The following is a 24,434-nucleotide window of genomic DNA, read 5'->3' on the forward strand; positions in this document are numbered from 1 at the left end:
CCTAACACGGCGCGCCTGCGAAGCCCCTGTCGGCGGCACACGCGGGCCGTTTCACCCCGACCGGCATTGCCGGGCACCAAGGACGCCCCTCGGCGGCACTGGGCGCACAGGGGACCGCCGCACGGGAGCCGCGAGTATGGCGCCCGGGCGGGCGATTCGGCTTGCTCGACGCCGCCGACGGCCGCCCACGCACCCGGCGTCGCCCCGGAATCCAACACCACAACCCCCGAAGCTGGAAGAGCTGGTTTGGGCCCGCCCGGGGCTTGCGGCTCTGCCCGGCGCCCGCACCCGTCCCGGCGCCCGCACCCGTCCCGTCGCCCGCACCTTTCCCGCTCCCCTACTTGGACCGCGTCCCTCCAGTTGGACCGCGAATCTGCACTGGGACCGCTTGAGAGTGCGTCTGGGGCGGTCCAAGCAGACACGGGCCAGTCGATCGAACCGCAAGCAACCACACACCTCAGACGCCACCCCAACCCCCGCCTCCACACCCGCAAACCGGAAGATCCGCATTAGCACCGCCGAATAATCATCCAACCAGGCCCTCGAGCGGACACAAATCGTGACCGTACGTTATAAAAAAGTTGCTAAATGTGACGCACGACGCTCATATACCGCCAGAAACAACGAGTCCGCCACGCTAAAAATCTCAGTAATGTCACGGCAGCGTCGCCGCCATAATCAATTCTTTACTTTTACGCCCAACCCCGTTCAGAGCTCCACCCAACCCGGCACACCCACCCCAACACACCCTACAAACCGCATCATCACGCCGCTTACCTCCCAAGCCCTTGAAGCACCCCGCCGCCACCTCCGCCCCGAACACTAGCTTCACGCCGTCTCTTTCTGTGCATCTGTTCACGTTCATACCCAACGGCCTCGCGTAGGTAGTAGATTCGGTGGGGACATCGACGAATAAACCCGCGCCCAGCGCCTAACCCGGCGCCCTCGCAGGTCATTTCAGCGGTACTTCCGCTCCGTCCTCTCACGCGTCTTCCATAAGCAACCGCAAACATCCTTGGAGTCGTCTTGGCCAGCCCGACCAGCCCTTCGTCTCGACCACAGTCCGCCGGGCACGACGACCAGAACCCGGACTCCGCGCGGATCCTGCCGCGGCTGACGTCACCGCTGTTCACCGACTGGCCGACCATGCGCCAGGATCTGCTGTCCTGGATCATGCTCAGCGACCTCACGGCCGTGGTGCTTCCGGTATGGGTGGCGCTGATCAGCCTGAGCTGGGGGGCATCACGGCTGCTGCTGACCGCGCTCACCGGTATCTTGATGGTGTCACTCACCTGGGCGTCGGGCGCACTGGGCGTCGATGTTGTCGACCAGGCACGCTCGGGCGGCGAGCGGGTAGCCCTGGCCACTCTGATCACCGCGCCCGTGGCACTTCTTCTGGGGCAACTGCTTACCCCCGGCCTCCCCGCCGGGTCGGTACTGGCGCCACTGGCCACGCAGTTCGCGCTAGCAGTCGTCGGACGCACCATCGAAAGCAATTGGTTGCGCACCCGCCGCATGGAGGGGCACGGCCTGCGCCGCACGCTCATCGTGATGGGACCGGGCGCCGAGCCGATTCTGCGCGATCTGCGCTCTCACCCCGGAGACGGCTTCCTCGTCGTCGGCTACGTCTCCTCCAGTACCAACCACTCCCGAACCGCCGCTCACCTGGGCGACCAGGACGCGATCAACGCGATGATCCGCGCCGAGCACATCGACGTCGTAATGACGCTCGGAGGAGTCGGCCCGGAGGATCTTGTAACCCTGATGCGTGGCCTGACCTCGACCGGTGCGCGCCTGGTGGTCGCCCCCGGTCTGCAGGACGTGGTGCCCGGACGCATGCGCGGGCTACCCGTCACCCACGGCTGGACGGGTCTGATCGACGTGAGCCTGCGCCGCACGCGGCTGCTCGCCAAGGAGGTGTTCGACCGCGTCGCCGGCAGCCTCCTGCTTCTGATCGCCTCCCCGATCCTGGCCGGAGCCGCACTGGCCGTACGTATGGACTCCCCCGGCCCCGCCTTCTACACCCAAACCCGGGTCGGGGCGGGCGGCAAGCACTTCACCCTGTGGAAGCTGCGCTCGATGTACACCGATGCCGATGCCCGCCGCGCCGCCGTGGTGAGCGCCGGTGGTGACGTCGGCAACGAGGTGCTGTTCAAGAACCGCACCGACCCGCGTATCACCCGGGTGGGTCGCTTCATCCGCCGCACCTCCATCGACGAGCTGCCGCAGCTGATCAATGTGGTGCGCGGGGAGATGAGCCTGGTCGGCCCACGCCCGGCACTGCCCAGTGAGGTCGCCGAGTACGACGCCGAGGCCCGCCGACGGCTACTGGTCAAGCCCGGTCTTACCGGCCTGTGGCAGGTGTCGGGCCGCTCCGACCTGTCCTGGGACTCGACGGTCGCGCTGGACCGCCACTACGTTGAAAACCGAGGCGCCCGCCTGGACGCCAGCATCTTCCTGTCAACCTTCAAGGCCGTCGTCGGCGGCAAGGGAGCGTACTGATGATCACCGGCTACGTGCCCGGCGGCTTCGACATGCTGCATATCGGACACCTCAACGTCCTCACCGCGGCCGCCACCCGCTGCGACCGTCTGATCGCGGGCGTCGCCACAGACGAGTCCCTCAAGCGCATGAAGGGGCGTCCTCCGATCGTGCCGCAGGATGAGCGCATGGCACTGGTCGCCGCACTGCGGGTGGTCGACGCCGTCGTCCCCGACTTCGATCAGGACAAGCGCCTGGCCTGGAAGCGCGAGCCCTTCGACATCCTGTTCAAGGGCACCGACTGGCAGGGCACGGAGAAGGGCGACCGACTGGAGCAGCAAATGGCGGAGGTCGGCGCGACCGTCGTCTACCTGCCCTACACGCCCACCACGTCCTCCAGCATGCTGCGGCGCATGCTCACACAGGAGATCGCCACGCACTCGGGCGCAACCGGCAGGTGAAGGGCATGCCTGCCCCAAAGCGCCTTTTCCCCCGCTCCAGCTGGCCAAGCCTCAAACTGTCTCGAAGGCGGCGCCGGGGCCTGTCCGCTGCCCTGGCGGGCCTGGCCGCGCTCTGCCTGGGCACTGCCGCCTGGTTGCACGACGGCGTCCCCCAGGCGGATGTCTCGCTCAACGACGGCGGTGTGTGGGTGACCAGCACCGCGGAGCACCTGGTGGCCCGATTGAACTATCCGTCCAAGCAGGTGGACGGCTCAATCCGCACCGCGTCCGCGGACTTCGACGTCACCCAAAGCGGGGAGGACGTGCTCGTCCCCGACCTGGCGGCCGGCTCGGTGGCGGCGGTGGATCCCACCGCCGTGGCACTATCCACCAGCACGCAGCTGACCGGCGGAACTACCGTGTTGCAGGGCGCGGACCGGGTGTTCGCCGTGGATGCCGAGGCCGGTACCGTATCCGGCACCACCGTCGACGCGGTTGACCTGCTCGCCGCCGCCCCCACCCTGATCGAGGGCATGCCAGGCGTCGTGGCCGTGGCCGGCACCGACGGCTCCCTGTATGCCGTGTCCTCCCGATCCGGCACACTGACCACGGTTCCGGCGAACTCCTCCGGATGGGGAAAGGCCTCGGCACAGTCGCTGAGCTTCACCGACGCCACCGACCTGGCCATCACTGCCGTCGGCGATCGGCCGGTCGTGCTCGAGCGCGGCACCGGGATCGTGCACCTGCCTGACGGGACGAGCACGGATCTGGGGACCTCCGGCCTGGTACTGCAGCAGCCCGGTCCGAGCGCCGACGCCGTCCTGGTGGCCTCGCGGACCGCGATTATGTCCGTCCCGCTGGACGGCTCACCGGCGACCACCATCCCGGCCTCTGCCGACGGCGAGGCGGCTCCCGGCGTCGCCGCCCAGCCTGTGCGCCTGGGCGACTGTGTCTACGGTGCCTGGTCCGGCTCCGGCCAGTTCCTGCGGCAGTGTGGCGACGACGTCGACGCCGTCAGCGACGACGCCCTGGCCTCCTCCTCCCGGCCCGTGTTCCGCGTGAACCGGGACGCGATCGTCCTCAACGACATCACCCAGGGAACCGTGTGGCTGCCCGACGAGAACCTGGTCCTGGTGGAGGACTGGACCGATATCACCTCCCAGACCGACGACCAGTCCGACGACAAGGACGAATCGGCAGAGACCTCCGACGCCCAGTCTCAGCCCGAGCGCACCGAGGAGAACCACCCGCCCCAGGCCAATGACGACACCCTGGGCGTGCGCCCCGGACGCTCCACCGTGCTGCAGGTGCTGGCCAACGACTCCGACCCGGACGGCGACGTACTCAGCGCCGAACCGGGGGACACCGGCGCCGCCCAGGTGACCTCCTCCCAGTCCGGCCTGGCGCTGCGCATCGACGTCCCCGAGGATGCCACCGGCACCTACACCGTCCCCTACACCGCCTCCGACGGGCGCGGCGGCGCCGACTCCGCGGTAGCCGCCGTGGAGGTACACGACTGGAGCGTCAACAACGCCCCCGAGCAAATCTCCACCCCAACGCTGGTGATCGCCGCCGACGCCTCCGGGTCCCTAGACGTGCTGGGCAACTGGCTGGACCCCGATGGCGACACCCTCTACCTGGTGTCCGCGCAGGGCGAGGGCTTCGACGTGCGCACCACCAACGAGGGCACCGTCACCGTGCGCGACATGACCGGCGCCGTCGGCACCCGTACCCTGACCGTGGTCGTCTCCGACGGGCAGCAGGCCGCCTCCGGCACCGTTACGGTGGACGTACAGTCCGCTGACTCGGTCGCCCCCATTGCCAACCCCGACCACGTGCTGGTGGTCGCCGGGACATCCACCGTGGTCTCCCCCCTGGACAACGACGTCTCCCCCACCGGCGACCCGCTCAGCTTGGCGGGCGTGGAGGAGACCCCCGCCGGCACAAACCTGGAGGTCAACCAGCAGGCCGGCACCTTCACCTTCTCCGCCGAGCAGGCCGGCACCTACTACGTCACCTACGATGTCACCGCCGGCTCCGCCGTGGCCCAGGGGATCGTGCGCGCAGATGTGGTCGAGCCCTCCGAGCCGGACGTCCCCCCGGTCACGGAGAACGACACCGTGCTGCTGCGGGAGGGAGGCTCCGCCACGGTTGCGCCGCTGAACAACGACTTCGACCCCGCGGGTGGCGTCTTGGTGCTGCAGTCGGCGAGTGCCCCCGACCAGTCGGGGGTGAGCGTCACGGTGGTGGACCACTCCCTGCTGCAGGTATCCGCCCCCGGCGCGATCGGGCAGAGTGTGGAGGTGGAGTACACGGCCTCCAACGGGACCGCCTCCGCCACCGGCCACATGACCGTGGTCCCGGTCACCACTGCCGAGTTGCAGGTGCCGATCGCGAGCCCCGACTCCGCCGTCGTGCGCGTGGGCGATGTGGTGACCGTGTCCGTGCTGGACAATGACACCTCCCCCTCGGGACTGGCCCTGAGCGTCGCGGATGAGCTCGGAGTGGCTGGTGCGGACCTGGGCACCGCCTGGACCAGCGGCGACGTGGTTCGCTTCAAGGCCGACGATGCCCCGGGCCGTACCACCCTGTCCTACACGGTGTCCGACACCCAGGGGCAGAGCGCCTTCGGCCAGATCGACATCGAGGTGCGCGCCCGCGACGACGCCGCCAACGCCGCTCCGGTCCCGCAGAGCCTGGAGGCCAGCACCGTCGCCGGCTCGGCGGTGGCCATCACCGTGCCGCTGGACGGGATCGACCCCGACGGCGACTCCGTCAGCCTGGTGGGGCTGGCCCAGACCCCGACGTCGGGAACCGTGGAGGCCTCCTCCACCTACCTGACCTACACCCCCCACGAGGGGGCCACCGGTACCGACACCTTCACCTACACGGTCGAGGACCGCTTCGGGGCGCAGGCCACCGGGACCGTGCGCGTGGGCGTGGCCGCAGCGCCCGAGACGAACACGGCTCCGGTGGCCACCGACGACCTGGTGGTGGCCCAGCCCGGCCGCACCGTGGTCACCGACGTCGTCTCCAATGACTTCGACGCCGACGGCGACACCCTCGCCATGGAGGACGCGCCCCTGAGCGATGACCCGGCACTGACGACCTCCATGCGCTCCGGGCGGGCGGTGGCAGACCTGCCCGGCACGGAGGGTGTGTATACGGCCCACTACCGGGTCGCCGACGGACGCGGCGGCATGGACGTGGGCACCATCACCTACCAGGTGCTGGCCGACGCTCCCCTGATCAGCCCCATCGGCGTGGACGACTACGTCACGGTGGACCAGGTGGACGCAGACGGCATGGCGACCGTATCCGTGCTGGACAACGACCAGGACGCCGACGGCTCCCCCTGGGACCTGACCGTCACGACCGCGGACCCGACCGCCGAGGTGGTCGACTCCTCCATCCGAGTCAGCGTCGGCGACGAGCAGCGCCTGGTGCTGTACACGATCACCGATCAGGACGGGCTGACCGGGAACGCCGTCATCGTCATCCCCTCCCGCGACGACCTGCGCCCGCGGCTGGATTCGGCCGCCATCCCGGTGCGCATCCCGGCGGACACCACCACTACCGTGGATCTGGCCGACTACATCCTCACCCGCGTCGGCACGACGCCCACCGTCGCCGACGACGCGACGGTACGCACCGGAACCGGCCTGGATGAGGCCGCGGTGTCCGGCGGTGGTGGCTCCCTGGACCTGACTCCCGCCGCGGGCTTCTCCGGGCAGACCTCCGTGACCCTGACGGTGACGGACTCTGGAGGCGACGGCGCCCTGTCCTCCAACCTGACCCTGCCGGTGGTGGTGGAGGCCACCGGGAACACACCCCCCGGCTTCACCCCCACCGAAGTGATCGTGGCCGCCGGAGAGGACGCCGTCACCGTCGACCTGTCGGCCATGACCCAGGACGCCGACGGCGACGAACTCTCCTTCTCGATCGGTTCCGCCCCCGCCGGCTTCACCGCCTCGTTGTCCGGCTCAACCGTGTCGGTATCGGCCGAGGTCGGCACGGCGACGGGCACCACCGGCACCCTGCCGGTGACGGTGGACGACGGCAATAACGACCCCGTGACCGGCCAGCTGCCGCTGCGGGTCTCCGAATCCACCCAGCCGCTGATGACGACGGCGCCGGCCGTGCTGACCTCCGACGGCTCCCCCGTCAGCATCGACGTCTCCACGCTGGTGACCAACCCCTTCCCCGACCAGCCGATCACCCTGTCCGGCTCCCCGCAGGTCACCTCCGGCACCGGGAACGTGACCACCTCCGGCACCACGCTCACCATCACGCCCGGGGCCGGCTTCGCGGGCCGCCTGGTGGTCCGCTACGAGGTACTGGACGCCACCGGCTCCGCCTCGCGTGCCGTCACCGGCACGGTCACCGTCACGGTCACCGCCGTGCCGAACGCCCCCACCGGGGTCTCGGCCAGCCCGTCCGGCGCCACCGCCATGAAGGTGTCCTGGGTGCCGGGGGCGGACAACGGCTCCGCGATCACCGGTTACACCGTCACCGAGGTGAACGGGGCCGGCTCCTGGCGGTGCGCCGGCTCTCCCTGCGCCGCCACCGGCCTGACGGCGGGCGGCACCTACTCCTTCCAGGTGGTGGCCACCAACGCCGCCGGAGACTCCGCACCGTCGGCCGCCTCCGCCCCGGTGACCCTGACCGTCACCCCGGACGCGCCCACCGGCGTGAGCCTGACCGGCGGGAACGGCTCCGTGACGGTCTCCTGGGGCGCAGCCACCCCCATCAGCGGGGTTTCCATCACCTATGAGGTGCAGCTGCTGCAGGGAGGCAACGTGTCATCCACCCAGGTGGTCTCCGGGACTTCGGCGACCTTCGGCCGATTGAATCCGGGCAGCTACACCGCCCGCGTGCGGGCGGTGGTGTCCGGCTCCGGGCAGTCCGCCTGGGCCACGTCGGCCGGCAGCGCCAGTGTCTACGGCGCCCCGGGCAAACCGGGCACGCCCAGCATCAGCTGGGACGGAAGCAACCTGAACATCAGTTGGACCGCCGCGGCTAACAACGGTGACGCCGTCAGCTACACCGTCGCCATCTCCGGTTCGGTCATGCAGACGGTCCAGGCCGGGGCCAACACCTCGGTGTCCGTGCCGGTCTCGCTGGGGGCGGGCACACACGCCGTCTCGGTGACCGTCACCGCCGCGAACCAGGCCGGCTCGGCCACCTCCACGCCGGGCTCCAAGAGCTTCCGCATCACCGGCAAGCCCAGCGCACCGTCGGCACCCGTAGCGGCCGCCTCCGGGACCACGATCACCATTACCCAGGGCTCGGTTGCCGCCTCCGGCGGCGGCTGGGACGCCGGCGAGCTCGAGATCGAGTACCGACTGGTCGACGCCGCCGGCAACCAGGTCAAGGGCTGGGACGACGACAACACCTCCTTCTCCGGCCTGACCCCGGGCGCCACCTATTACGTGGAGGCGCGCACGGTGGTGGACGACGACGAGTCCATCGTCTCCACCACGGTGCGCTCCAACGCGGTCACACTGCCGAAGTCGAACGTTGCGGTTGGCACGCAGAAGAGCTTCACAATCACCACGGGGATCCCAGAGGCCACCTGCACTCAGCAGGACCTCGATGAGACAGGCTTCTCCAGCGGCAGTTGCTGGCGGATAGTGGTAGACGTGTCCGGCTTCAATCCCGACAGCACGGTCTCCTGCAGCTACACCTACCGCGACACTGCAGACGGACAGACGAAGCCTTATTCCGAATCCTTCACGGTCGACTCACAGGGTGGGGGCCGCCATGTGTTCCCGCACCGTAGCCCGAATTCCGATCGTCAGATCACCTGCACGCAGCAGTAGATCGGCAGTTGTTTAACTGTCCAACCCGGCTGTGTCCCGGACGCCGTCTGCGGTCTCCATGCGATCTACCATGACGAAGACCGGTACCCGACTAAGGAGCACCCCACCATATGCCCATGACCCAGGAGAACGCGATGTGGTTCGCCGAAACCTTTGACAAGGTGGTAGATAACGTCGGCGAGGCACTACTTGGCAAGCAGGACGTGATCCGCTTGGCGCTGACCACCATGCTCGCCGAGGGGCACCTCCTGCTGGAAGACGCCCCCGGCACCGGCAAGACGGCACTGGCCCGCGCCCTGGCCGCCAGCGTGCAGGGCAGCCACTCGCGCATCCAGTTCACACCGGACCTGCTGCCGTCGGACATCACCGGCGTGACCATCTACAACCAGAAGACCACCGCCTGGGAGTTCCACCCCGGTCCGGTCTTCGCCTCCGTGCTCCTGGCCGATGAGATCAACCGCGCCTCCCCCAAGACCCAGTCCGCCCTGCTGGAGGTCATGGAGGAGTCGACGGTCACCGTCGACGGCGTGCAGCACGAGACCGGCCGTCCCTTCATGGTGATTGCCACCCAGAACCCCATTGAGCAGGCCGGCACCTACCGGCTGCCCGAGGCGCAGTTGGACCGCTTCCTGATGAAGACCTCCATCGGCTACCCCAGTCGAGAGGCCCTCACCAGCATCCTGGCGGGCTCGGATCACCCCGACCGCTCCCGCGGCCTGGAGGCCGTCATCACCTCCGGTGCGATCGCCTCCATGTCGGATATCGCGTCACAGAACCACGTGGAGGACTCGATCCTGGATTACATCGGCGCCCTGGTGGAGGCCACCCGCGAATCCCCGGACACGCAGCTGGGTGTATCCACCCGTGGCGCCATCGCCATGGCCCGGGTGACACGCGTGTGGGCGGCCTCGCAGGGGCGCCCCTACGTGCTGCCGGACGACGTCAAGGAACTCGCCGAGGTGGTGTGGGCGCACCGCCTGGTCATGGACCCCGACGCCGCCTTCTCCGGCGCCACCGCCGCCGGGGTCATCACCCGTGCGCTGGCCGACGTGCCCGCCCCCACCACCCGCTGAGCGAACACTTATGGCCAGCCCAGCCTCGCCCCCGCAGACACAAGCCGACACGCCCTCGGCCATGCGGCACACCGTGCAGGAGACACTGCGGACCGCCCGCACCGCCACCGCCCGGCTCCGCTCCGGCACCTCCCGGTGGCGCAGCTGGGGGGTGGTCACGGCTGCGCGCCGCAGCCTGGCCGTAGTCACCTCAACCGGCTGGGCGTGTCTGCTGCTGCTGGGTATCTGCGTCGCCGGCGGGGTTCGGGCCGGCTGGCAGGAGGCATGGGCCGCCGCCGCGGTGCTGGGCGTCGTCGTCGCCACCGCCTGGCTGTGGCTGCTGCCGCGCGGCGGGCACACCGTTCACCACGAGCTGTTCGAGCGGCGCGTCACGGTCGGGGACAACGCCATCGTCCACGTGACCGTGCACAACCCCACCGGCCACCCCCTGCTGCCCACCCGCATGGAGATGCCCGTGGGAGCCGCCAACGCCGTCTTCGCCGTACCCACGCTGTCTCCGGGAGGCGACCACGAGCGCGGCTTCATCCTGCCCACGGCCCGCCGCAGCGTCGTCACCGTCGGCCCGGTCATCTCGGTCAACTCCGACCCGGTCGGCCTACTGCGCCGCGAGCGCAATCGCACCGAGGCGCAGACCGTGCACATTCATCCGCGTACGATCCGGCTGGGTGTGACCCTGCGCGGCATCATGCGCGACGTCGAGGGCGCCGTCACCCAGGAGCTGTCAAGTTCGGACGTGTCCTTCCACGCGCTGCGTGACTACGTCCCCGGAGACGACCGCCGCAACGTCCACTGGCGCACCACGGCCCGCACCGGCCGGCTCATGGTGCGTCAGTTCGAGGAGACGCATCGAGCCAACCTACTGGTGCTCCTGGACACCCGGCCCGACGACTACGAAACCGCCGAGGACTTCGAGACCGCCATCTCGGTGGCCTGCTCACTGGCACTGGGCGCCATCTCCGACGGCCGCGAGGTCACCGTCCTCACTCAGACCGAGGCGCTGCCGACCGCCACCGGCATGCGCCTGCTGGACGCCTCCTGCCTGCTGACGGAGACGCCCGACGCCTACGGCTGCGACGAGCTGGCCCGCCAAGCCACGACCCGCCACCCGGAGGCCTCCGTGATGGTGCTGGTCACCGGTCAGCGCTGCGAGGACACCGTGCTGGGGCGCGTGCGCACCATCACCCCGGTGGACACGGTGGTGATTGCACTGCGCTGTGGGTCCCGCCCATTCGGACGCCGCACCCTGGGCACTCTCACCGCCTTCGACCTGGACCGCCTGGAGACGCTGCCCGCGGTGATGCGGAGGGCGGTATGAGCGCCCTGCTTGGAAAGCGCTGGCTCTACCAGTTGCTGGTCACCGTGCTGCTGCTGATCGGCACCGTGCCCTTCATCATTCCCTTCGGCTCCACGGTCGGCATGCTCGTCGCCGCGGTCGGAGTAATCCTGGGCGTGGTCATCGGCCTGGCCACCGCCCGCGCCCACCTGTCGGCGCTGCCCACCCTCGCCGTCACGGCGACGGCGCACGTGCTGCTCGCCCCCTTGCTGCTACCCGACGTTGACCACAACCTGCACGGGCTGCATACGGTCCTGTCCGCCACCATCACCGTATGGCGCGACGCGCTCGCCCTACCGTTGCCATTGACCGCCTTCTCCGCCATGACGGTCCTGCCGTGGCTGACCGGGCTGACCGGAGGCGTGCTGGCGACCCGTGCCATCGCGGCGGACCGGCTCCACCTGGCCGGATTCGTAGTCCTGGGCGCGGCGGCGATCGGCGTCGCCTGGGGTGACGCGGACGCGCCCCTGCCGGCCGCCATCGGCGCGGTACTTGTGGCCGGTGTGCTCGGAACGTGGGCGCTGGCCGCGCAGCGAGGCCGGCGCGAGCGCGTGGCCGAGGCCCTGGAGGACTCCGACTCGGGCATCGCTACGGGTACCCGTCGCGGCGTGGCCCGGGCGGGTGCGCTGCTGCTGGCGGTTGCACTCGCCGTCGCCATCACCGCCCCCGCCGCACCACACACCCGCACGGTGCTGCGGGACCTGTTCACCCCGCCGCTGGACCTCACCGAGTACGCCACCCCCCTGTCGCTGGTACGCACGCTGGAGACGGAGATGGCCTCCACCAACCTCATGGAGCTCTCCGGTCTGCCCGAGGGCGCCCGCATACGCATCGCCGCCCTGGACTCATACGACGGCCTGTCCGCGCGCATCGGTCAGGATGCCGGCACCGGCTCTCACTTCCAGCACGTCGGCAAGGGGACGCCGCTGGTGGCCACAGACACCGCCTCCGCCGCAGACAATGCGGCGGGCGCGGTGAACTCGGTAAACACGGGAAACACAGCCGACGCCGTCACCGTCAACTTCACTCTCGACGGCTACACCTACCCTTGGGTGCCCACCGTCGCCGACGCGCTGTCCATCACCCCCTCCGGGGCTCGCGCCGATGCCATCGCGGACTCCCTGTTCTACGACTCCTTCTCCTCAACCGGGATTGTCACTGCCCGACTGGCCGCGGGCGACGTCCTGACCGAGAACATCGCGGTCCCGGACGCCCTCTCCGACTCGGACCTGTCCCGGCTGGCGCTCGCCGACGTCGAACTCGGCCCCGTCGAGGATGTTCCGGCGGCCGTCCAGGCGCTGGCCCACTCACTGGTCGGCTCCGAATCGGAGCCGCTCAACCAGATCCGCATCCTCCAGCAGGCACTGCGCACGGGCTACTACTCCGACGGCACCAAGAGCCCCTCCGCCCCGGGGCACGGCGCCGCCCGCCTGGCGGCCATGGTCACCGCCGACTCCCTGGTGGGCGACGACGAACAGTACGCGGTGCTGATGATGCTCATGTGCCGTTCGCTGGGGATCCCGGCGCGTGTAGTCATGGGCTTCGATCCGGCTATCGACGGCGACGCCTCCGACGTCACCGGACAAGACGTCAGTGCCTGGGTGGAGGTGCCCTTCGAGCAGGCCGGCTGGATCGGTTTCACCGTCACCCCCGAACGCGACCAGGTGCCCCAACAGCAAAGCGCCCGCAAGGTGTCCAACCCCGAGCCGCAGGTGCTCCAGCCCCCGCTGCCCCAGCAGGACCCGGCCGAACTGCCGCCGGTCTACGACGATAATGACAACAACGGCTCGGAGGAGGACCACGTCACCGGCGTCCCCACCGCCGTGATCGTCACGGCGGCAGTGGTCGCGGGGATTGCGGCACTGCTGGCGGCCATACTCGCCGCAAAGGCGCTGCGCCGTAAACGGCGCCGCCGTCGGCAGGGAGTTGAACGCGCCCTGGGGGCGTGGGACGAGGTGGTCGACCGCGCCCGCGACTTCGGTAGGAGGGCGCCGGACGGCGTAACCCGCAGAGAGGCGGCCGCCGAGCTCTCCTCGGGGTTCCCTCAGGCGGAGCTTCACCGCTTCGCGCGGGCAATCGACGCTCAGGTATTCGCGGCGGGCGACCCGTCATCGTACGATTTGAACCAGATCTGGGAATCCGCCGACCTCATCATCCCGGTGATGGGGTCCGATCGACCGTGGTGGCGCCGCCTGCTGGCGCGCCTGTCACCGCGGTCGTTGTGGCGGCCCGCTGGGCGCAGAGCGCGGCCAAGCACTTCGAGGAGGACACACCTGTGACGGCCACTTCAGCATCGCATCGCGCCGAGGGTGTGCCGACACCGCCCCTGCCCGACCCGGCGCAGGCCCCCGTCACGCGCACCCCGCAGGCCCCCGCCACCACGCTCTCGCCCCCCCATGCCGACGCCGCCCGCCCGGCACCCATCCGGGCGCGCGTGCTCGCGGGGCTGGTCGATCTGGCCGGGGGTACCCTGGCGGGCGCGGTGCTCACCACGCTCCTACACCTGATCGGGCTCGGTAGTTGGGTAATCGCGGCACTGCTGGCGGCTGTGATCGTACTGGCAGTGCGCGAGGTGGGCCTTGGGCGCACCGGCTGGAGCCCGGGCGGCCGCCTCATGGATGTGCGTGTGGTCAACGACCGCAACGGGCTTCCCCCGGGAGTCGGCGTGCTCCTTCACGCGGACCTCACCTTCATATGTGTGGCACCGACGCTTGGACTGGGCGCCATTGCGCTGCTGTACACGGCTGCCGCGGACCCGGAGGGCCGAGGTTGGCATGATCGGCTCACCGGCGTCAGGATGGTGAGCGTGAATCCACACACTCCTGACCATGTCCCCGCCTCGCAACCCGAGGCCGTCCCAACCTCTGGAGCCGGCGCACGCGGGCCCTTCTCAGAAGCGCGCTTCGCATTCATGCCATCCGGGGGCCCGATTACGCAGGTGCAGGACACCGTCGACAGCGCCAGGGCATCCTCCGTGCCGAACAGCCGGGCGGCGATCATCGACTCGGTGCCCTGGTCGGCCGTGCCCACCGCGTTGGACGCCACCACCGATGACGCCCCCACCGCCCCCTCCGGCATCGCCGTCGGCTCCGCCGGCCGCAGTGCCCATGCCGCCGAGCCTGCGCGCTCCGAAACGCAACCGGCGCAGCCCAGCGGGGGCACGCGCCGCCGGAGACGTACCTCGCACCGCAAGCCCGAACCCGAGACGGTGCGAATCAGGCTCGTGCCGGCGGACGGTGGCGCACCGATCACGCTGGTCTCCCCCACGGTGGTCGGCCGGGATCCGGACAACATTTCCGCCTACCCGCAGGCGGCATGCGTCATCCTGCCCGACGTCAACCGCTCCATCTCCAAGACACATGCGGCCCTGGCCCCAGTCCCCGGAGGCCTATGGGTCACGGACCTGCACTCCACCAACGGCACCCGCGTTGAGCAGCAGGGCAGCGTCAGGCAGGTGCAGCCGGAGGTGCCGGCCCCCGCGCCGGTCGGCTCGGTCCTCATCCTCGGGCGGGCGTCCTTCCGCGTGGAGGGCTGACGACCGCCGCCGGCCCCGCCGGGCCGCGGCGCTCATGCGCCCGCCCCATCCTGCCAAGGCGCGCCACTACTCGGCGCTTTGCGCCTACCCTGCCGTCGTGCTCACACACAGTGAGGTAGGGGCGGAGGTTCTGCCATCGGCACGCACGCTGTAGACCTCGATGCAGGTGCTGCCCGATCGGGCCGGCAAAGTGACCGTGGTTGCCTGCGTGGACTGCATGGCGGGGTCCCGCTCCCCAGCCAGGTCCTCGCGATACAGGAAGCTGCCGTCCCAGTCCTCCTCCGGCGCCTCCCAGGTGAACGTGACCGTAGCACCGTCGTCGGAGAGGTTGCCGACCAGGTTGCGGGGTGGTGTCACCGATGCTCCCAGCGGGTCGGCGCTGGCCGCCGGGGCAAGGGTCGCGAAGGTTGCGACGGGCCGACTGTTCTCCGCCATGCGTGAGCTGACCACGGCGGCAATGACCAACGCCACCGTGACGATCGCGGCGAGTATCCCGATCGACAGCCGCGAGCGCCGCGTTCCGTCCCCCGGCTCCTCATCCGTCGCCTGGACGTCGACGACGGGAACTTGCGTCTCGGCCTCTGCGACGGGCTCGAACACGCCCAGGCGCGTGGCCTTGGGATCGTCGAACAGGATGTCGGCATCGTGGATGGGTTCAGCGTCGCCGGCCGCGTGGAACAGATCCACCGCGGTGATGGGCAGGCCCAGTTCGGCCTGAACCTGCTGCAGTGCTCGTGCGAATGCCAGAGCCGAGGGGTAGCGTCGGGCAGGGTCCTTGTCCATCGCCACGCTGAGCACCCGGTACAGGGACGGCGGCACATCCTGGCGCCCCAGCGGCGGAAGCGGGTCTTTGATGATGCGCCGCGACAACTCGTAAACAGAGTCAGAGGCCTCGGGAATCTCAAACGGGCTGCGGCCCGTGAGCATCGCATAGGCGGTCGCCGCCAGGGAATAGATGTCCGAGGCCGGATCGGCCAGGTGGGATCCGACCAGCTGCTCGGGCGGCGCCCAGGGCACGCTCATGCCGCGCAACTCGTCGCCTTCACTGCGCGGCCCGCTCATGGCGGAGATACCGAAGTCGGAAAGTACCGGCCGACGATAAGCGGTGAACAGGATGTTGGCGGGCTTGATGTCGCGGTGCACGATGCCGACGCGATGCGCGGACTCCACCGCCCCGGCGATCTGAATGGTGGTGCTCAAGGCGTCGGCGACGCTCAGCGGCCCACGGCGCAGCACCGTGCTCAACTGCGGCGGCGGGCAGTACTCCATCACCAGGAACGGGCGCCCATCGTCGGCCGTACCCGCACCGTAGATGGACAGGATGGCCGGGTGCGAGGACACCTGCGCCATCAGGTTGGCCTCGGACTCGAAGCGGGAGACGGGGCCCAGAGCCACGCCGCAACTCATGACCTTGACGGCCACCTCCCGCTGTGGCATGTGCTGCTCGTACAGGTAAACCCGCGAGTAGCCCCCCGCCCCCAGGTCCCTCAGATAGGTGTATCCGGGGATTTCTGGAGGGGACTCCTCGCGGTCATGGGTCACGGCAGGTCCTCCAGCAGCAGCGACTGGCCGTCGCCCAGGTCGAGGATGTCACCGCTGCGCAGCAGCACCGGCTCGGTGGGGGGCATCCGCATCGGGGCGGCGCCGTCGCGCCGCAGCACGGTGCCGTTGGCGGTGGACAGGCTGCGAGCCAGCACGGACCACTCGTCGAGTTGGATGAGCAGATGGTTGCGGGAGATGACCTGCTCCGGGCTGGGCACCGTAATCAGCGCCGGCGTGGCGCCTCCCAGTTCACTGACTCCGTCCGGGGACGGCTCCCGGCCCACGAGCACCGGCTGGTCGAGCACGACCTCTCCGCCGGAGGAGACGCGCACCCGGCCGAGCGGCGGGCAGGGAATGATGCGCGCCGGCTGGGTCAGTTCGGCACCGCACTCGCGGCAGGTGACGTAGTTGGTGGGGTTGGCGTGCCCAGATGGACACACCACCGACAGGGCCATACGGGTGTTCTCCGTTTCAGGCACCTCCGTGTGGGCCGCCGGCGACGGCGCGGCAGAACCAGAGTCCGCCTGCTCCTGCTGGTCCGGCAGCATCCGACCGAGTTCGTCAACGAGATCCTCGGGCAGGTCTGCCACCGTCCAGCCGTCGTGGTCACCGGGGCGGTCCTGGCTTTCCGCAGTCTGCTCGGGCTCCGGGGTTGCCTCCGAGTCGCGTCCCACGGCAGGGGGCGAGTCTGGGGCGGAGTCGTCCGTGGCACCCGCACCGGAGTCGACCTCGGGCTGCGCCGCGTCGGGCTCGACCGTCTCCGGCTGGGTGTCGGGCTCGACCGTCTCCGGCTGGATGTCGGGCTCTGGGGCGGCGGCATCCGCCTGCTCGCTGTCGGTGTTCTCCGCCGCGGAACCGGTGTCGGGCGCGCCCAGCTGGAGCCTGCCGGCGCGCAGTACGGCGTCGACGACGGGGCGCAGCACTGTCCCCGGCTGCCCGGGCACGGACAACGAGATACCGGGTTCGCCGGGCAGCGAAGCCTCCACCCAGGTGGCCACCTTGGCGGCGTCGAGGCGCTGGCCGTCAACCTCCAGGGACGGAGTGCCGCGCAGGGCGAGGTGGGTCCCCGAGTCCTCCAGCAGCACCAGTGCGAAGTCGGGGATGCGGGCGAGGTGCCCGCCGGTGCCCATCACGAGTCGATCGAGAATTGCGGTCAGGCCGCCGTCGGGGGATCGCAGCAGGCGCCAAAGCTGAGTCACCAATTCCTCCGGCACTTCCGGCGGCAACAGCAACACCCCTCGCGGCGTCACGGCTGCGCTCCAGGCGCCTTCCGCCCACAGAGTCTCGCGTTCGTTGTTCGCGTCGCTCACGTTATCTCCTTACAGCCGTTGTCCAGTGGGCTCGAAGCGATGGCACACCTGCTGGGAAGTGTCTCACACGCGACAACCCGCGCCAACCGCAATGGCCGGCGTAACCCGTCACCACTAACTACCCGTCTGTGGCCGAAGCGGGCGCCCCCGCCCCAAGCCGTTACTGAATTGTGCATTCGGCATCTCCGAAGTAGACGCGCCGTCCACGTTCCACCGTCTGTGCCCGCCCCGGAGTCAAGCGATGAACCCCGTGGGCGTCCTCCGCATGCGTGCCGTTGGTCGAATACAAGTCGGTTATGAGCACGCCGCCGCGCACCGGCTCCAACAGCGCGTGAGTTTTGGAAACCGATGGGTCATCCTGGAAGTCCACCAATAGCCGGCTCGCCCTTCCCGGGAGCGGATCGGGCGCCCGCCCCACCACGGTCGGCTGCGCCACGGTGAACAGGCGCCCGTTCGCCGTCGCCACCCGCACCAGTTCCGGGCTGCGCTCCTTGGCGACCACGATTGTCCCAGCCATGCGGTCATACCAGGTGCGGTGCCAGCCGCCGGCCTCCATGCTCACCACCATGGCAAGCGGGAGCACCCCGAATGTCGGCAGGGCCGCCAGCGTGAACAGCCAGGCGCGTTCGGCGGCCGCGGCCCCCGGAGGATCCGCGGGGCGGATCGCGCGCCGCAGCCGTATCGAGGTCAGCAACTGCCCCGGGCTGGCACCGGTCAGCGCCTGCACCAGAGTCATCAGCGCCGCCGTCAGCAGGCCCGCGGCCAGCCGACCCGCGGGCGACAGCGGCGTCAGGATGCCGACCGCAGCGATAATCGCGATGTCCACGATGCCGCTAACCACGCGCCGACGCCGGGAGGCTGGGATCGGTGAAGGAGCGGAGTCGGCCACCCACACAGCATAGGTCCTGCCGCATCCGATATATTGCACAGGCCTGTTAAAGGAGTAGCACAATGCAGATCGCCGTCTCCCCGAACCTCGACCGCTGGGTCGTCATCCCCGAGTTTCCCCCGCCGGGGTGGGCACGCATGGAGGCGCAGACCCGCAGCCGCATGCTCGACATGACCGGCCCCCAGTGGCGCACGGCCTTCGCGAACCTGCTGGAGGAGCTGCGACACACCGAGCGGGATGTTTCCCTGGCGCGGCTGCTGCACGTCGGCGAGGGCGGGCATCAGATCTTCGCGGTCGACCTCAGCCTGGTAATCGCTCAGGACGACGGCACCAAGGAGGGGCGGCGGGCCACCCAGCGCGCACTGATCGCCGACCTGCTTCCGCAGTCCGAACCGCAGCGGCTGCGCCCCACGCCGCAGACGGCCGGATTCCAGGCCGTGTCAACGGACACCGCCCCGGGCACAACCGCCCACCCCAGCGCCATGGTCGTGCTGCGTATGGCGGGACTGCCGACCGTTCCGGTCGACCTGGTCATGCGCGCGTGGAAGGCCAGCCCGGAAGTGGTGGCCGGCGCGCTGGATGACATCGTCTCCCTCGGCCAGGCGGTGGCCCCGGTGGACGTGTTCAACGAGTCACCCGGCCAGTGAGCTTCGAAACAGCCGGTTAGTACTCGGCCGCTTCGGCGGCCTGGAGCCACTGGGCCTCCAACTCCTCCCGCTCGGCCTCGGCCTGGGCGAGCTGCCGGCCTAGTTCGGTGAGCTGTTCCACGTCTACCTGCGCCGAGGCCAGCTCCATCTGCCGGTTCAGCTCGTCGATGTGGGCCGTCGTCTTCTCCAGGCGGCGCTCGACGCGGGCGAGTTCCTTGCGTGCGGCATGCAGCGCGGCGCCACTGCGCGCGGAGGCCGCCGGGGCGGAATGGGACTGTCGGGAGGCCGCCTGTGCGGCGTCGGACGCCTCGCGGCGCAGTTGCAGGTACTGCTCCACTCCCCCGGGCAGATCCTGGAGGGCGCCGTCCCCGAGCAGGGCGACCTGGTGGTCGGTGACTCGCTCAAGCAGGTAGCGGTCGTGGGAGACGACCACGAGCGTGCCGGGGAAGGAGTCGAGTAGGTCCTCGATGGCGGCGAGCGTGTCGGTGTCCAGGTCGTTAGTGGGCTCGTCCAGCAGCAACACGTTGGGCTCCCCCATCAGCAGCCGCAGCAGCTGCAGGCGGCGCCGCTCCCCGCCGGAGATCTCCCCCACGCGCGTCCAGGCGCGCGAGCGGGTGAAGCCGAGCCTTTCCACCAGTTGCGCGGCCGTCAGCTCCTTGCCGGCGACCAGGGTGCGTTCCCCGACCATTGCGACGGCGTCGACCACGCGCATCTCGGCCAGCGGGTCGAGTTCATGCGTGGTCTGCGACAGGGTGGCGACGGCGACGGTCTGGCCGCGCACGACCCGCCCGCGAGTGGGGGCGAGAGTGCCCTCCAGTAGCCGCAGCAGAGTGGTCTTGCCGGCGCCGTTGACGCCGACGATGCCGACGCGCTCGCCCGGTGCGAGTCGCCAGGTGACCCGGCGCAGCACCTCTCGCCGCCCGGTGGGGGCAGCGGGGTCGGGGTAGTCAACGCTGACGTCTTCCAGGTCGATGACCTTCTTGCCCAGCCGGGCGGTGGCCATGGCGGCGAGTTCCACGGTGTCGCGCGGCGGTGGCACGTCGGCGATGAGGGCCTCGGCGGCGTCGATGCGAAAGCGCGGCTTGGAGGTGCGGGCGGGAGCGCCGCGACGCAGCCAGGCCAGCTCCTTGCGCAGCAGGTTCTCGCGCTTGGCGGCGGCGGTCGCGGCCAGGCGGGCGCGCTCGGCGCGAGCCAGCACGTAGGCGGCATAACCGCCGTCGTAGGTCTCCACCCGCCCGGGAATCTGGGGGCGGTTGCCGCCGGGGTCCACGCCGGGTACGACCTCCCACACATGGTTGCATACGGCGTCCAGGAACCAGCGGTCGTGGGTGACGGTGACCAGGGCGCCGGCGTCGCGGCGGCGCGAGAAGCGGGCGGACAGGTGGCGGGCGAGCCAGTCGACGCCCTCCACATCCAGGTGGTTGGTGGGCTCGTCGAGGATGACCAGGTCGGCGTCGGCGGTCAGGACGGCGGCCAGGGCGACGCGGCGACGCTGCCCGCCGGACAGGGAGGAGACCGGGGCGTCCAGATCGAGGTCGGCCAGTAGGCCGGCGTGGATGTCGCGCACCGCCGGGTCGGAGGCCCAGGCGTGCTCGGGGGCGGCACCGTGCACGGCGGTGCGCACGGTGGCTTCCGGGGCGAACCGGTCCGACTGGGACAGCAGCGCGGCGCGGGTGTCCCCGGCGCGGGTGACACGGCCGGAGTCGGGCTCCCGGGTGCCGGCCAGCAGGGCCAGCAGGGTGGACTTGCCGGCGCCATTGGGGCCGAGCACGCCGACGCGGTCGCCGTCCTCAATGCCGAGGTTGACGTCGTCGAGCAGGATGCGGGGGCCGACGGTGGCGCGGACGGATTCGACGCCGAGTAGGTGCGCCATCAGCCCACCATCCGGGCGCCGGAAATGGGGGCGTCGGCGCGCAGGGCGCCGGCGACCAGGCCAGACGCATTCAGGGCGTTGGCCACGGCGGCCGCGGTGGTCGGGTCGGGTGCCAGAGCGGCGATGGTCGGGCCGGAGCCGGAGACGATCGCGCGCAGGGCGCCGGCGGACTCGGCCAGGGCGATGACCTCGGCCAGCTGCGGACGCAGGTCCAGGGCGGCGGGCTGCAGGTCGTTGTGCAGGGCGGCGGCCAGGGCGGCGGTGTCACCGTCGCGCAGGGCGGCGGTCAACGCGGCGGGCACATCGGCGGGGGCTGCGGCCACGGGGGTGAGCTCGTCAAAGCGGCGGAAGACGGCGGGGGTGGACAGTCCCTGCGCGGAGGTGGCGAAAACCCAGTGGTAGGTGCCGCGGGCCAGCAGGGGGGTGAGCCGGTCGCCGCGGCCGTGTCCGACTGCGGTGGCGCCGTGCAGCGGGAAGGGCACGTCCGCGCCGAGTTCGGCGGCGAGCCCGGACAGTTCGGCCTGGGTGAGCGCAGTGCCCCACAGGGCGTTGCAGGCGACCAGGGCGGCGGCGGCATCGGCGGAACCGCCGGCCATGCCGCCGGCAACGGGGACGCGCTTGCGCAGCAGCAGGTCGACACCATCCCCCACGCCGGTGGTTTCGGCCAGCAGGGCCGCCGCGCGCACGGCCAGATTGGTGGCGTCGGTGGGGACGGTGGGGTCCGGCTCGGCCAGGGTCAGGGTGATGGTGCCGCGCAGGTCGGCGGCCTGGCGGCGCGCGGTGACGGTCTCGATCAGCCGAACGGCCTGGAAGACGGTGGTCAGGGGATGGTAGCCGTCGGGGCCGGGGACACCGGCGGACAGGAACAGGTTGACCTTGCCGGGCGCTTCCACGCGCACCTGCGTCAGTGATCCGGAGCGGGGCGGCTGCGGGGCGGCCCCGGGAACGGCGTGCAGTGGGTTCATGTCTGGTTCCTATCCGGTTGCGTCGATGCCGGGGCGACGGCGGCGCCCGGGGCGGCGGGCAGGTCGCCGGCTTCGGCCAGGGCCTGGGTCAGGGCGGCGAAGGCGGTCACGTCCAGGCTCTCGCCGCGGGCGCCGGGGTCGATGCCGGCGGCGCGGGCGGCCACCTCCACGGCCGCAGGCGAGCCGGCGAGTGGCGCGAGCGCCCGGCGCAGGGTCTTGCGGCGCTGGGCGAAGGCGGCGTCGACGACGGCGAATACCTGCTCGCGGGTGGCGGTGGTGGCCGGGGGCTCGCGGCGGGTGAGGGTGACGACGGCGGAGTCGACGTTGGGGGCGGGCCAGAAGACGGTGCGTCCAATGCGGGCGTCGCGGCGCACCTCGCCGTACCAGGCGGCTTTGACGCTGGGCACCCCGTAGGTGCGCGAGCCGGGGGCGGCGGCGAGCCGATCGGCGACCTCCGCCTGCACCATGATGGTGGCGGTGCGCAGGCTGGGCAGGGCGGCGAGCACGTTGAGTAGTACGGGCACGGCCACGTTGTAGGGCAGGTTGGCGACCAGCCGCGTGGGCGGCGGGGCAGGCAGTGATTGCGGCCCGGTTATGCTCAGGGCGTCGGCGGCCAGCACCGCCAGGCGGTCTGCGGCGTCGGGCAGGCGGTCGGCCACGGTGACCGGCAGGGCGCGGGCCAGCACGGGGTCGATCTCTACGGCGATGACGCGGGCGCCGGCCTGAAGCAGGGCGAGGGTCAGGGAGCCCAGCCCGGGACCGACCTCGAGGACGGTCTCGCCGGGGGCAACGCCGGACAGGCGCACTATGCGGCGGACGGTGCCGGCGTCATGGACGAAGTTCTGCCCGCGCGTCTTGGAGGGGCGCAGGTCCAGGGCGCGGGCGAGGCGGCGAATGTCGGCGGGGCCGAGGAGGCCGGGGTCGCTGTCGCGGGCGTCGGATTGGGGCACGCGCCCAGCCTATGCCAGGCGCGGTGATCGAGCCGCCGCGAGACCAATTGGGCGACGCGGGGTGGTACGGCCGGGCGGCGCGGCACCGCCGCGTTGCCGGTGCCGCGCCGCCCGGATGGTCAGAGCAGGCCGAGCTGCGCGGCGCAGTGCGGCCATTGGCCCCAGCCGGACTGGGCCTGGAGCTTCTTGGCCATGGCGGTCTGGGTGGCGGCGTCGGCCTCATGCGGGTAGCCGGTGCCGCCCAGCGCTTGCCAAGTGGACAGGGAGAACTGGTACAGCCCGTAGAAGCCGTTGCCGGTGTTGGTGGCCGCGTTGCCGCCGGACTCGCACTGGGCCAGGGCCGCCCACACCGCGTCGTCGGCGGCCGAGGCGCTGCCGGAAGTCGAGCTGCTCGAGCTGGACGCCGTGGAACCAGAGGAACTGGCGGAGTCGGAAGCAGCGGCGGAGGCGTCCGCGGCCTCGGCGGTGTCCTCGGTGGTGGAACCGGTGCCGACCAGCACCACCTCGTCGACGCGCTCGCTGACCACCACGCGGGAGATCACCTCGCGTGAGGTCTCCTGGCCGTCCACGCTGGTGACCTGGTAGACCACTCGGGTGACCCCGTTCACACCCGCGGTCTGTACCTCGGTCTCGCCCTCCGGCAGAGCATCCGTCTCCTGCTCCACCCGCTTGAACTCATCGACCTCGTCCTCGGATACCGAGGAGACCTCGGTCGCGTCACCGCCCGCAACCAGCACATCGGCGGCGTCCGCGTCGGCGGCGATGTCTCCACTCGCCGCCGAGGCGACCACCGCGGTTTCGGGGAGCGCCTCGGCGTCACCACCCGGAGCGGCGGCCTGGACCGCGGCGTAGGCGCCGCCCGAGACAGACAGGGCCAGGGCCGCTGCGACGCCTCCGGCGCGGAGCATGCCGGGTTTAAGCAGATCTTTAACGGGTGTCATGGGGTCCTCTCGTCGGTGGCGGCCGCCACCGAATCCTTGAACTCGACGTCGACTGGCCTTCACGCTAACGAAGAGCGCGGCAGCGGACAATGACGTCAGTCACGGATCGGGGCGCCGGTGCGAGCGGGCAAACCCGCACCTGTCCCGGCCGGCCTCACCGCCGCCAACCAGCCCACCAGGCCGGCAACACCAACCACACCCACAAACCGGAAGAGCCGGTTATGTGGCTCTTCGCGTTTTGGGGTGTGGTGATGTACAAGTGAGGGCCTGGTGGCGGTCGTTGTGGACGTTCCAGCGGGGCTGCTCTGGCAGGCAGGGGTAGGGCGGGCGCGATTGATCGCCGCGAGCCCGGGCAGGCCACAACAGGTCCCGGCGGACGCGGCGAGCCCCGGCGAGTCCCGGCGAGTCCCGGCCTCACCCTCTCGGATGCGGCGGTCCGGGCGGGAGGACTCGGCTGCTCGCCTGACGGGGCACCCTTCTCGGGTCGACGATTCGACACTTCCGACGACGGTACGTACCTTCTGATCAACGATTCGTACTCCTATGGGACGGTACGTACCTGTGATGTCTCAGGACATCGGTGACAGTTTTGTGTCAGGACATCGGTGACACTTGGTGTGTCAGGACATCGGT

General features: G+C 70.5%; 15 protein-coding genes. 8 read left to right on the top strand and 7 right to left on the bottom strand.

All coding sequences use genetic code 11. The features are described 5' to 3' along the window. The first annotated feature begins 1,026 nt into the window (after positions 1–1,026). The 7 genes from DRB06_RS15255 (at position 1,027) to DRB06_RS15285 (ending at position 14,684) form a co-directional block, all read left to right on the top strand. Entirely contained in the window at positions 1,027–2,502 is a 1,476-nt protein-coding gene (locus DRB06_RS15255) for a sugar transferase (RefSeq protein WP_234415905.1), read from the top strand. Then, complete coding sequence (locus DRB06_RS15260; protein ID WP_108968439.1) at positions 2,502–2,942, top strand: adenylyltransferase/cytidyltransferase family protein; 441 nt, start codon at positions 2,502–2,504, stop codon at positions 2,940–2,942. Before DRB06_RS15255 ends, DRB06_RS15260 begins: the two co-directional genes overlap by 1 nt. Positions 2,943–2,947: 5 nt before the next feature. Continuing rightward, positions 2,948–8,743, top strand: a complete 5,796-nt coding sequence (locus DRB06_RS15265) for an Ig-like domain-containing protein (protein ID WP_111820415.1) — start codon at positions 2,948–2,950, stop codon at positions 8,741–8,743. A gap of 110 nt (positions 8,744–8,853) precedes the next feature. Beyond that, on the top strand, positions 8,854–9,816 hold the full coding sequence (locus DRB06_RS15270) for a MoxR family ATPase (protein ID WP_108968440.1): 963 nt from the start codon (positions 8,854–8,856) through the stop codon (positions 9,814–9,816). Positions 9,817–9,826: 10 nt separating this feature from the next. Next, positions 9,827–11,131, top strand: a complete 1,305-nt coding sequence (locus DRB06_RS15275) for a DUF58 domain-containing protein (protein ID WP_234415909.1) — start codon at positions 9,827–9,829, stop codon at positions 11,129–11,131. After that, positions 11,128–13,428 (top strand): transglutaminase-like domain-containing protein, encoded by a 2,301-nt coding sequence (locus tag DRB06_RS15280; RefSeq protein ID WP_108968442.1) that lies wholly within the window; start codon positions 11,128–11,130, stop codon positions 13,426–13,428. Before DRB06_RS15275 ends, DRB06_RS15280 begins: the two co-directional genes overlap by 4 nt. Continuing rightward, entirely contained in the window at positions 13,425–14,684 is a 1,260-nt protein-coding gene (locus DRB06_RS15285; RefSeq protein ID WP_146750927.1) for an RDD family protein, read from the top strand. Before DRB06_RS15280 ends, DRB06_RS15285 begins: the two co-directional genes overlap by 4 nt. Before the next feature lie 84 nt (positions 14,685–14,768). Here DRB06_RS15285 and DRB06_RS15290 read toward each other — a convergent pair whose 3' ends face one another. The 3 genes from DRB06_RS15290 to DRB06_RS15300 all read right to left on the bottom strand — a co-directional run bounded on the left by DRB06_RS15290 (position 14,769) and on the right by DRB06_RS15300 (position 18,425). Continuing rightward, positions 14,769–16,226, bottom strand: a complete 1,458-nt coding sequence (locus DRB06_RS15290; RefSeq protein WP_073328266.1) for a serine/threonine-protein kinase — start codon at positions 16,224–16,226, stop codon at positions 14,769–14,771. Beyond that, the gene (locus DRB06_RS15295; RefSeq protein ID WP_258522294.1) at positions 16,223–17,536 is read right to left on the bottom strand and encodes an FHA domain-containing protein; all 1,314 of its coding nucleotides are present in this window, start codon (positions 17,534–17,536) and stop codon (positions 16,223–16,225) included. Before DRB06_RS15295 ends, DRB06_RS15290 begins: the two co-directional genes overlap by 4 nt. A 160-nt stretch (positions 17,537–17,696) precedes the next feature. Then, the gene (locus DRB06_RS15300; RefSeq protein WP_234415911.1) at positions 17,697–18,425 is read right to left on the bottom strand and encodes an FHA domain-containing protein; all 729 of its coding nucleotides are present in this window, start codon (positions 18,423–18,425) and stop codon (positions 17,697–17,699) included. A 62-nt stretch (positions 18,426–18,487) separates the two neighbouring features. On the opposite strand from DRB06_RS15300, the gene DRB06_RS15305 reads away from it, so the two are divergent. After that, positions 18,488–19,072 carry a hypothetical protein gene (locus DRB06_RS15305; protein WP_073328261.1) on the top strand — a complete coding sequence of 195 codons (585 nt, stop codon included), beginning with the start codon at positions 18,488–18,490 and terminating at the stop codon, positions 19,070–19,072. A 16-nt stretch (positions 19,073–19,088) separates the two neighbouring features. On the opposite strand, the gene DRB06_RS15310 is transcribed toward DRB06_RS15305, so the two are convergent. The 4 genes from DRB06_RS15310 to DRB06_RS16890 form a co-directional block, all read right to left on the bottom strand. Beyond that, on the bottom strand, positions 19,089–20,945 hold the full coding sequence (locus tag DRB06_RS15310; protein WP_108968448.1) for an ABC-F family ATP-binding cassette domain-containing protein: 1,857 nt from the start codon (positions 20,943–20,945) through the stop codon (positions 19,089–19,091). Beyond that, positions 20,945–21,910 carry a 4-(cytidine 5'-diphospho)-2-C-methyl-D-erythritol kinase gene (locus DRB06_RS15315; protein ID WP_108968449.1) on the bottom strand — a complete coding sequence of 322 codons (966 nt, stop codon included), beginning with the start codon at positions 21,908–21,910 and terminating at the stop codon, positions 20,945–20,947. Before DRB06_RS15315 ends, DRB06_RS15310 begins: the two co-directional genes overlap by 1 nt. Then, positions 21,907–22,860, bottom strand: coding sequence for a 16S rRNA (adenine(1518)-N(6)/adenine(1519)-N(6))-dimethyltransferase RsmA (rsmA, locus tag DRB06_RS15320; protein WP_111820414.1), 954 nt, complete (start codon positions 22,858–22,860; stop codon positions 21,907–21,909). The genes DRB06_RS15315 and rsmA overlap by 4 nt, the downstream gene beginning before the upstream one ends. Positions 22,861–22,979: 119 nt before the next feature. After that, entirely contained in the window at positions 22,980–23,801 is an 822-nt protein-coding gene (locus DRB06_RS16890) for a resuscitation-promoting factor (protein ID WP_073328251.1), read from the bottom strand. Between the last annotated feature and the right edge of the window lie 633 nt (positions 23,802–24,434).

It is taken from the genome of Actinomyces sp. Z5, from assembly GCF_003287795.1.
In the GTDB taxonomy this organism is placed as follows: Bacteria; Actinomycetota; Actinomycetes; order Actinomycetales; family Actinomycetaceae; genus Actinomyces; species Actinomyces glycerinitolerans.

Bases quoted from the DNA above. Each gene is read 5' to 3' on its own strand.
- DRB06_RS15260 (WP_108968439.1), top strand. From the start codon at position 2,502: ATGATCACCGGCTACGTGCCCGGCGGCTTCGACATGCTGCATATCGGA.
- DRB06_RS15265 (WP_111820415.1), top strand. From the start codon at position 2,948: ATGCCTGCCCCAAAGCGCCTTTTCCCCCGCTCCAGCTGGCCAAGCCTC.
- DRB06_RS15270 (WP_108968440.1), top strand. From the start codon at position 8,854: ATGCCCATGACCCAGGAGAACGCGATGTGGTTCGCCGAAACCTTTGAC.
- DRB06_RS15275 (WP_234415909.1), top strand. From the start codon at position 9,827: ATGGCCAGCCCAGCCTCGCCCCCGCAGACACAAGCCGACACGCCCTCG.
- DRB06_RS15280 (WP_108968442.1), top strand. From the start codon at position 11,128: ATGAGCGCCCTGCTTGGAAAGCGCTGGCTCTACCAGTTGCTGGTCACC.
- DRB06_RS15305 (WP_073328261.1), top strand. From the start codon at position 18,488: ATGCAGATCGCCGTCTCCCCGAACCTCGACCGCTGGGTCGTCATCCCC.
- DRB06_RS15310 (WP_108968448.1), bottom strand. From the start codon at position 20,945: ATGGCGCACCTACTCGGCGTCGAATCCGTCCGCGCCACCGTCGGCCCC.
- DRB06_RS15315 (WP_108968449.1), bottom strand. From the start codon at position 21,910: ATGAACCCACTGCACGCCGTTCCCGGGGCCGCCCCGCAGCCGCCCCGC.
- DRB06_RS16890 (WP_073328251.1), bottom strand. From the start codon at position 23,801: ATGACACCCGTTAAAGATCTGCTTAAACCCGGCATGCTCCGCGCCGGA.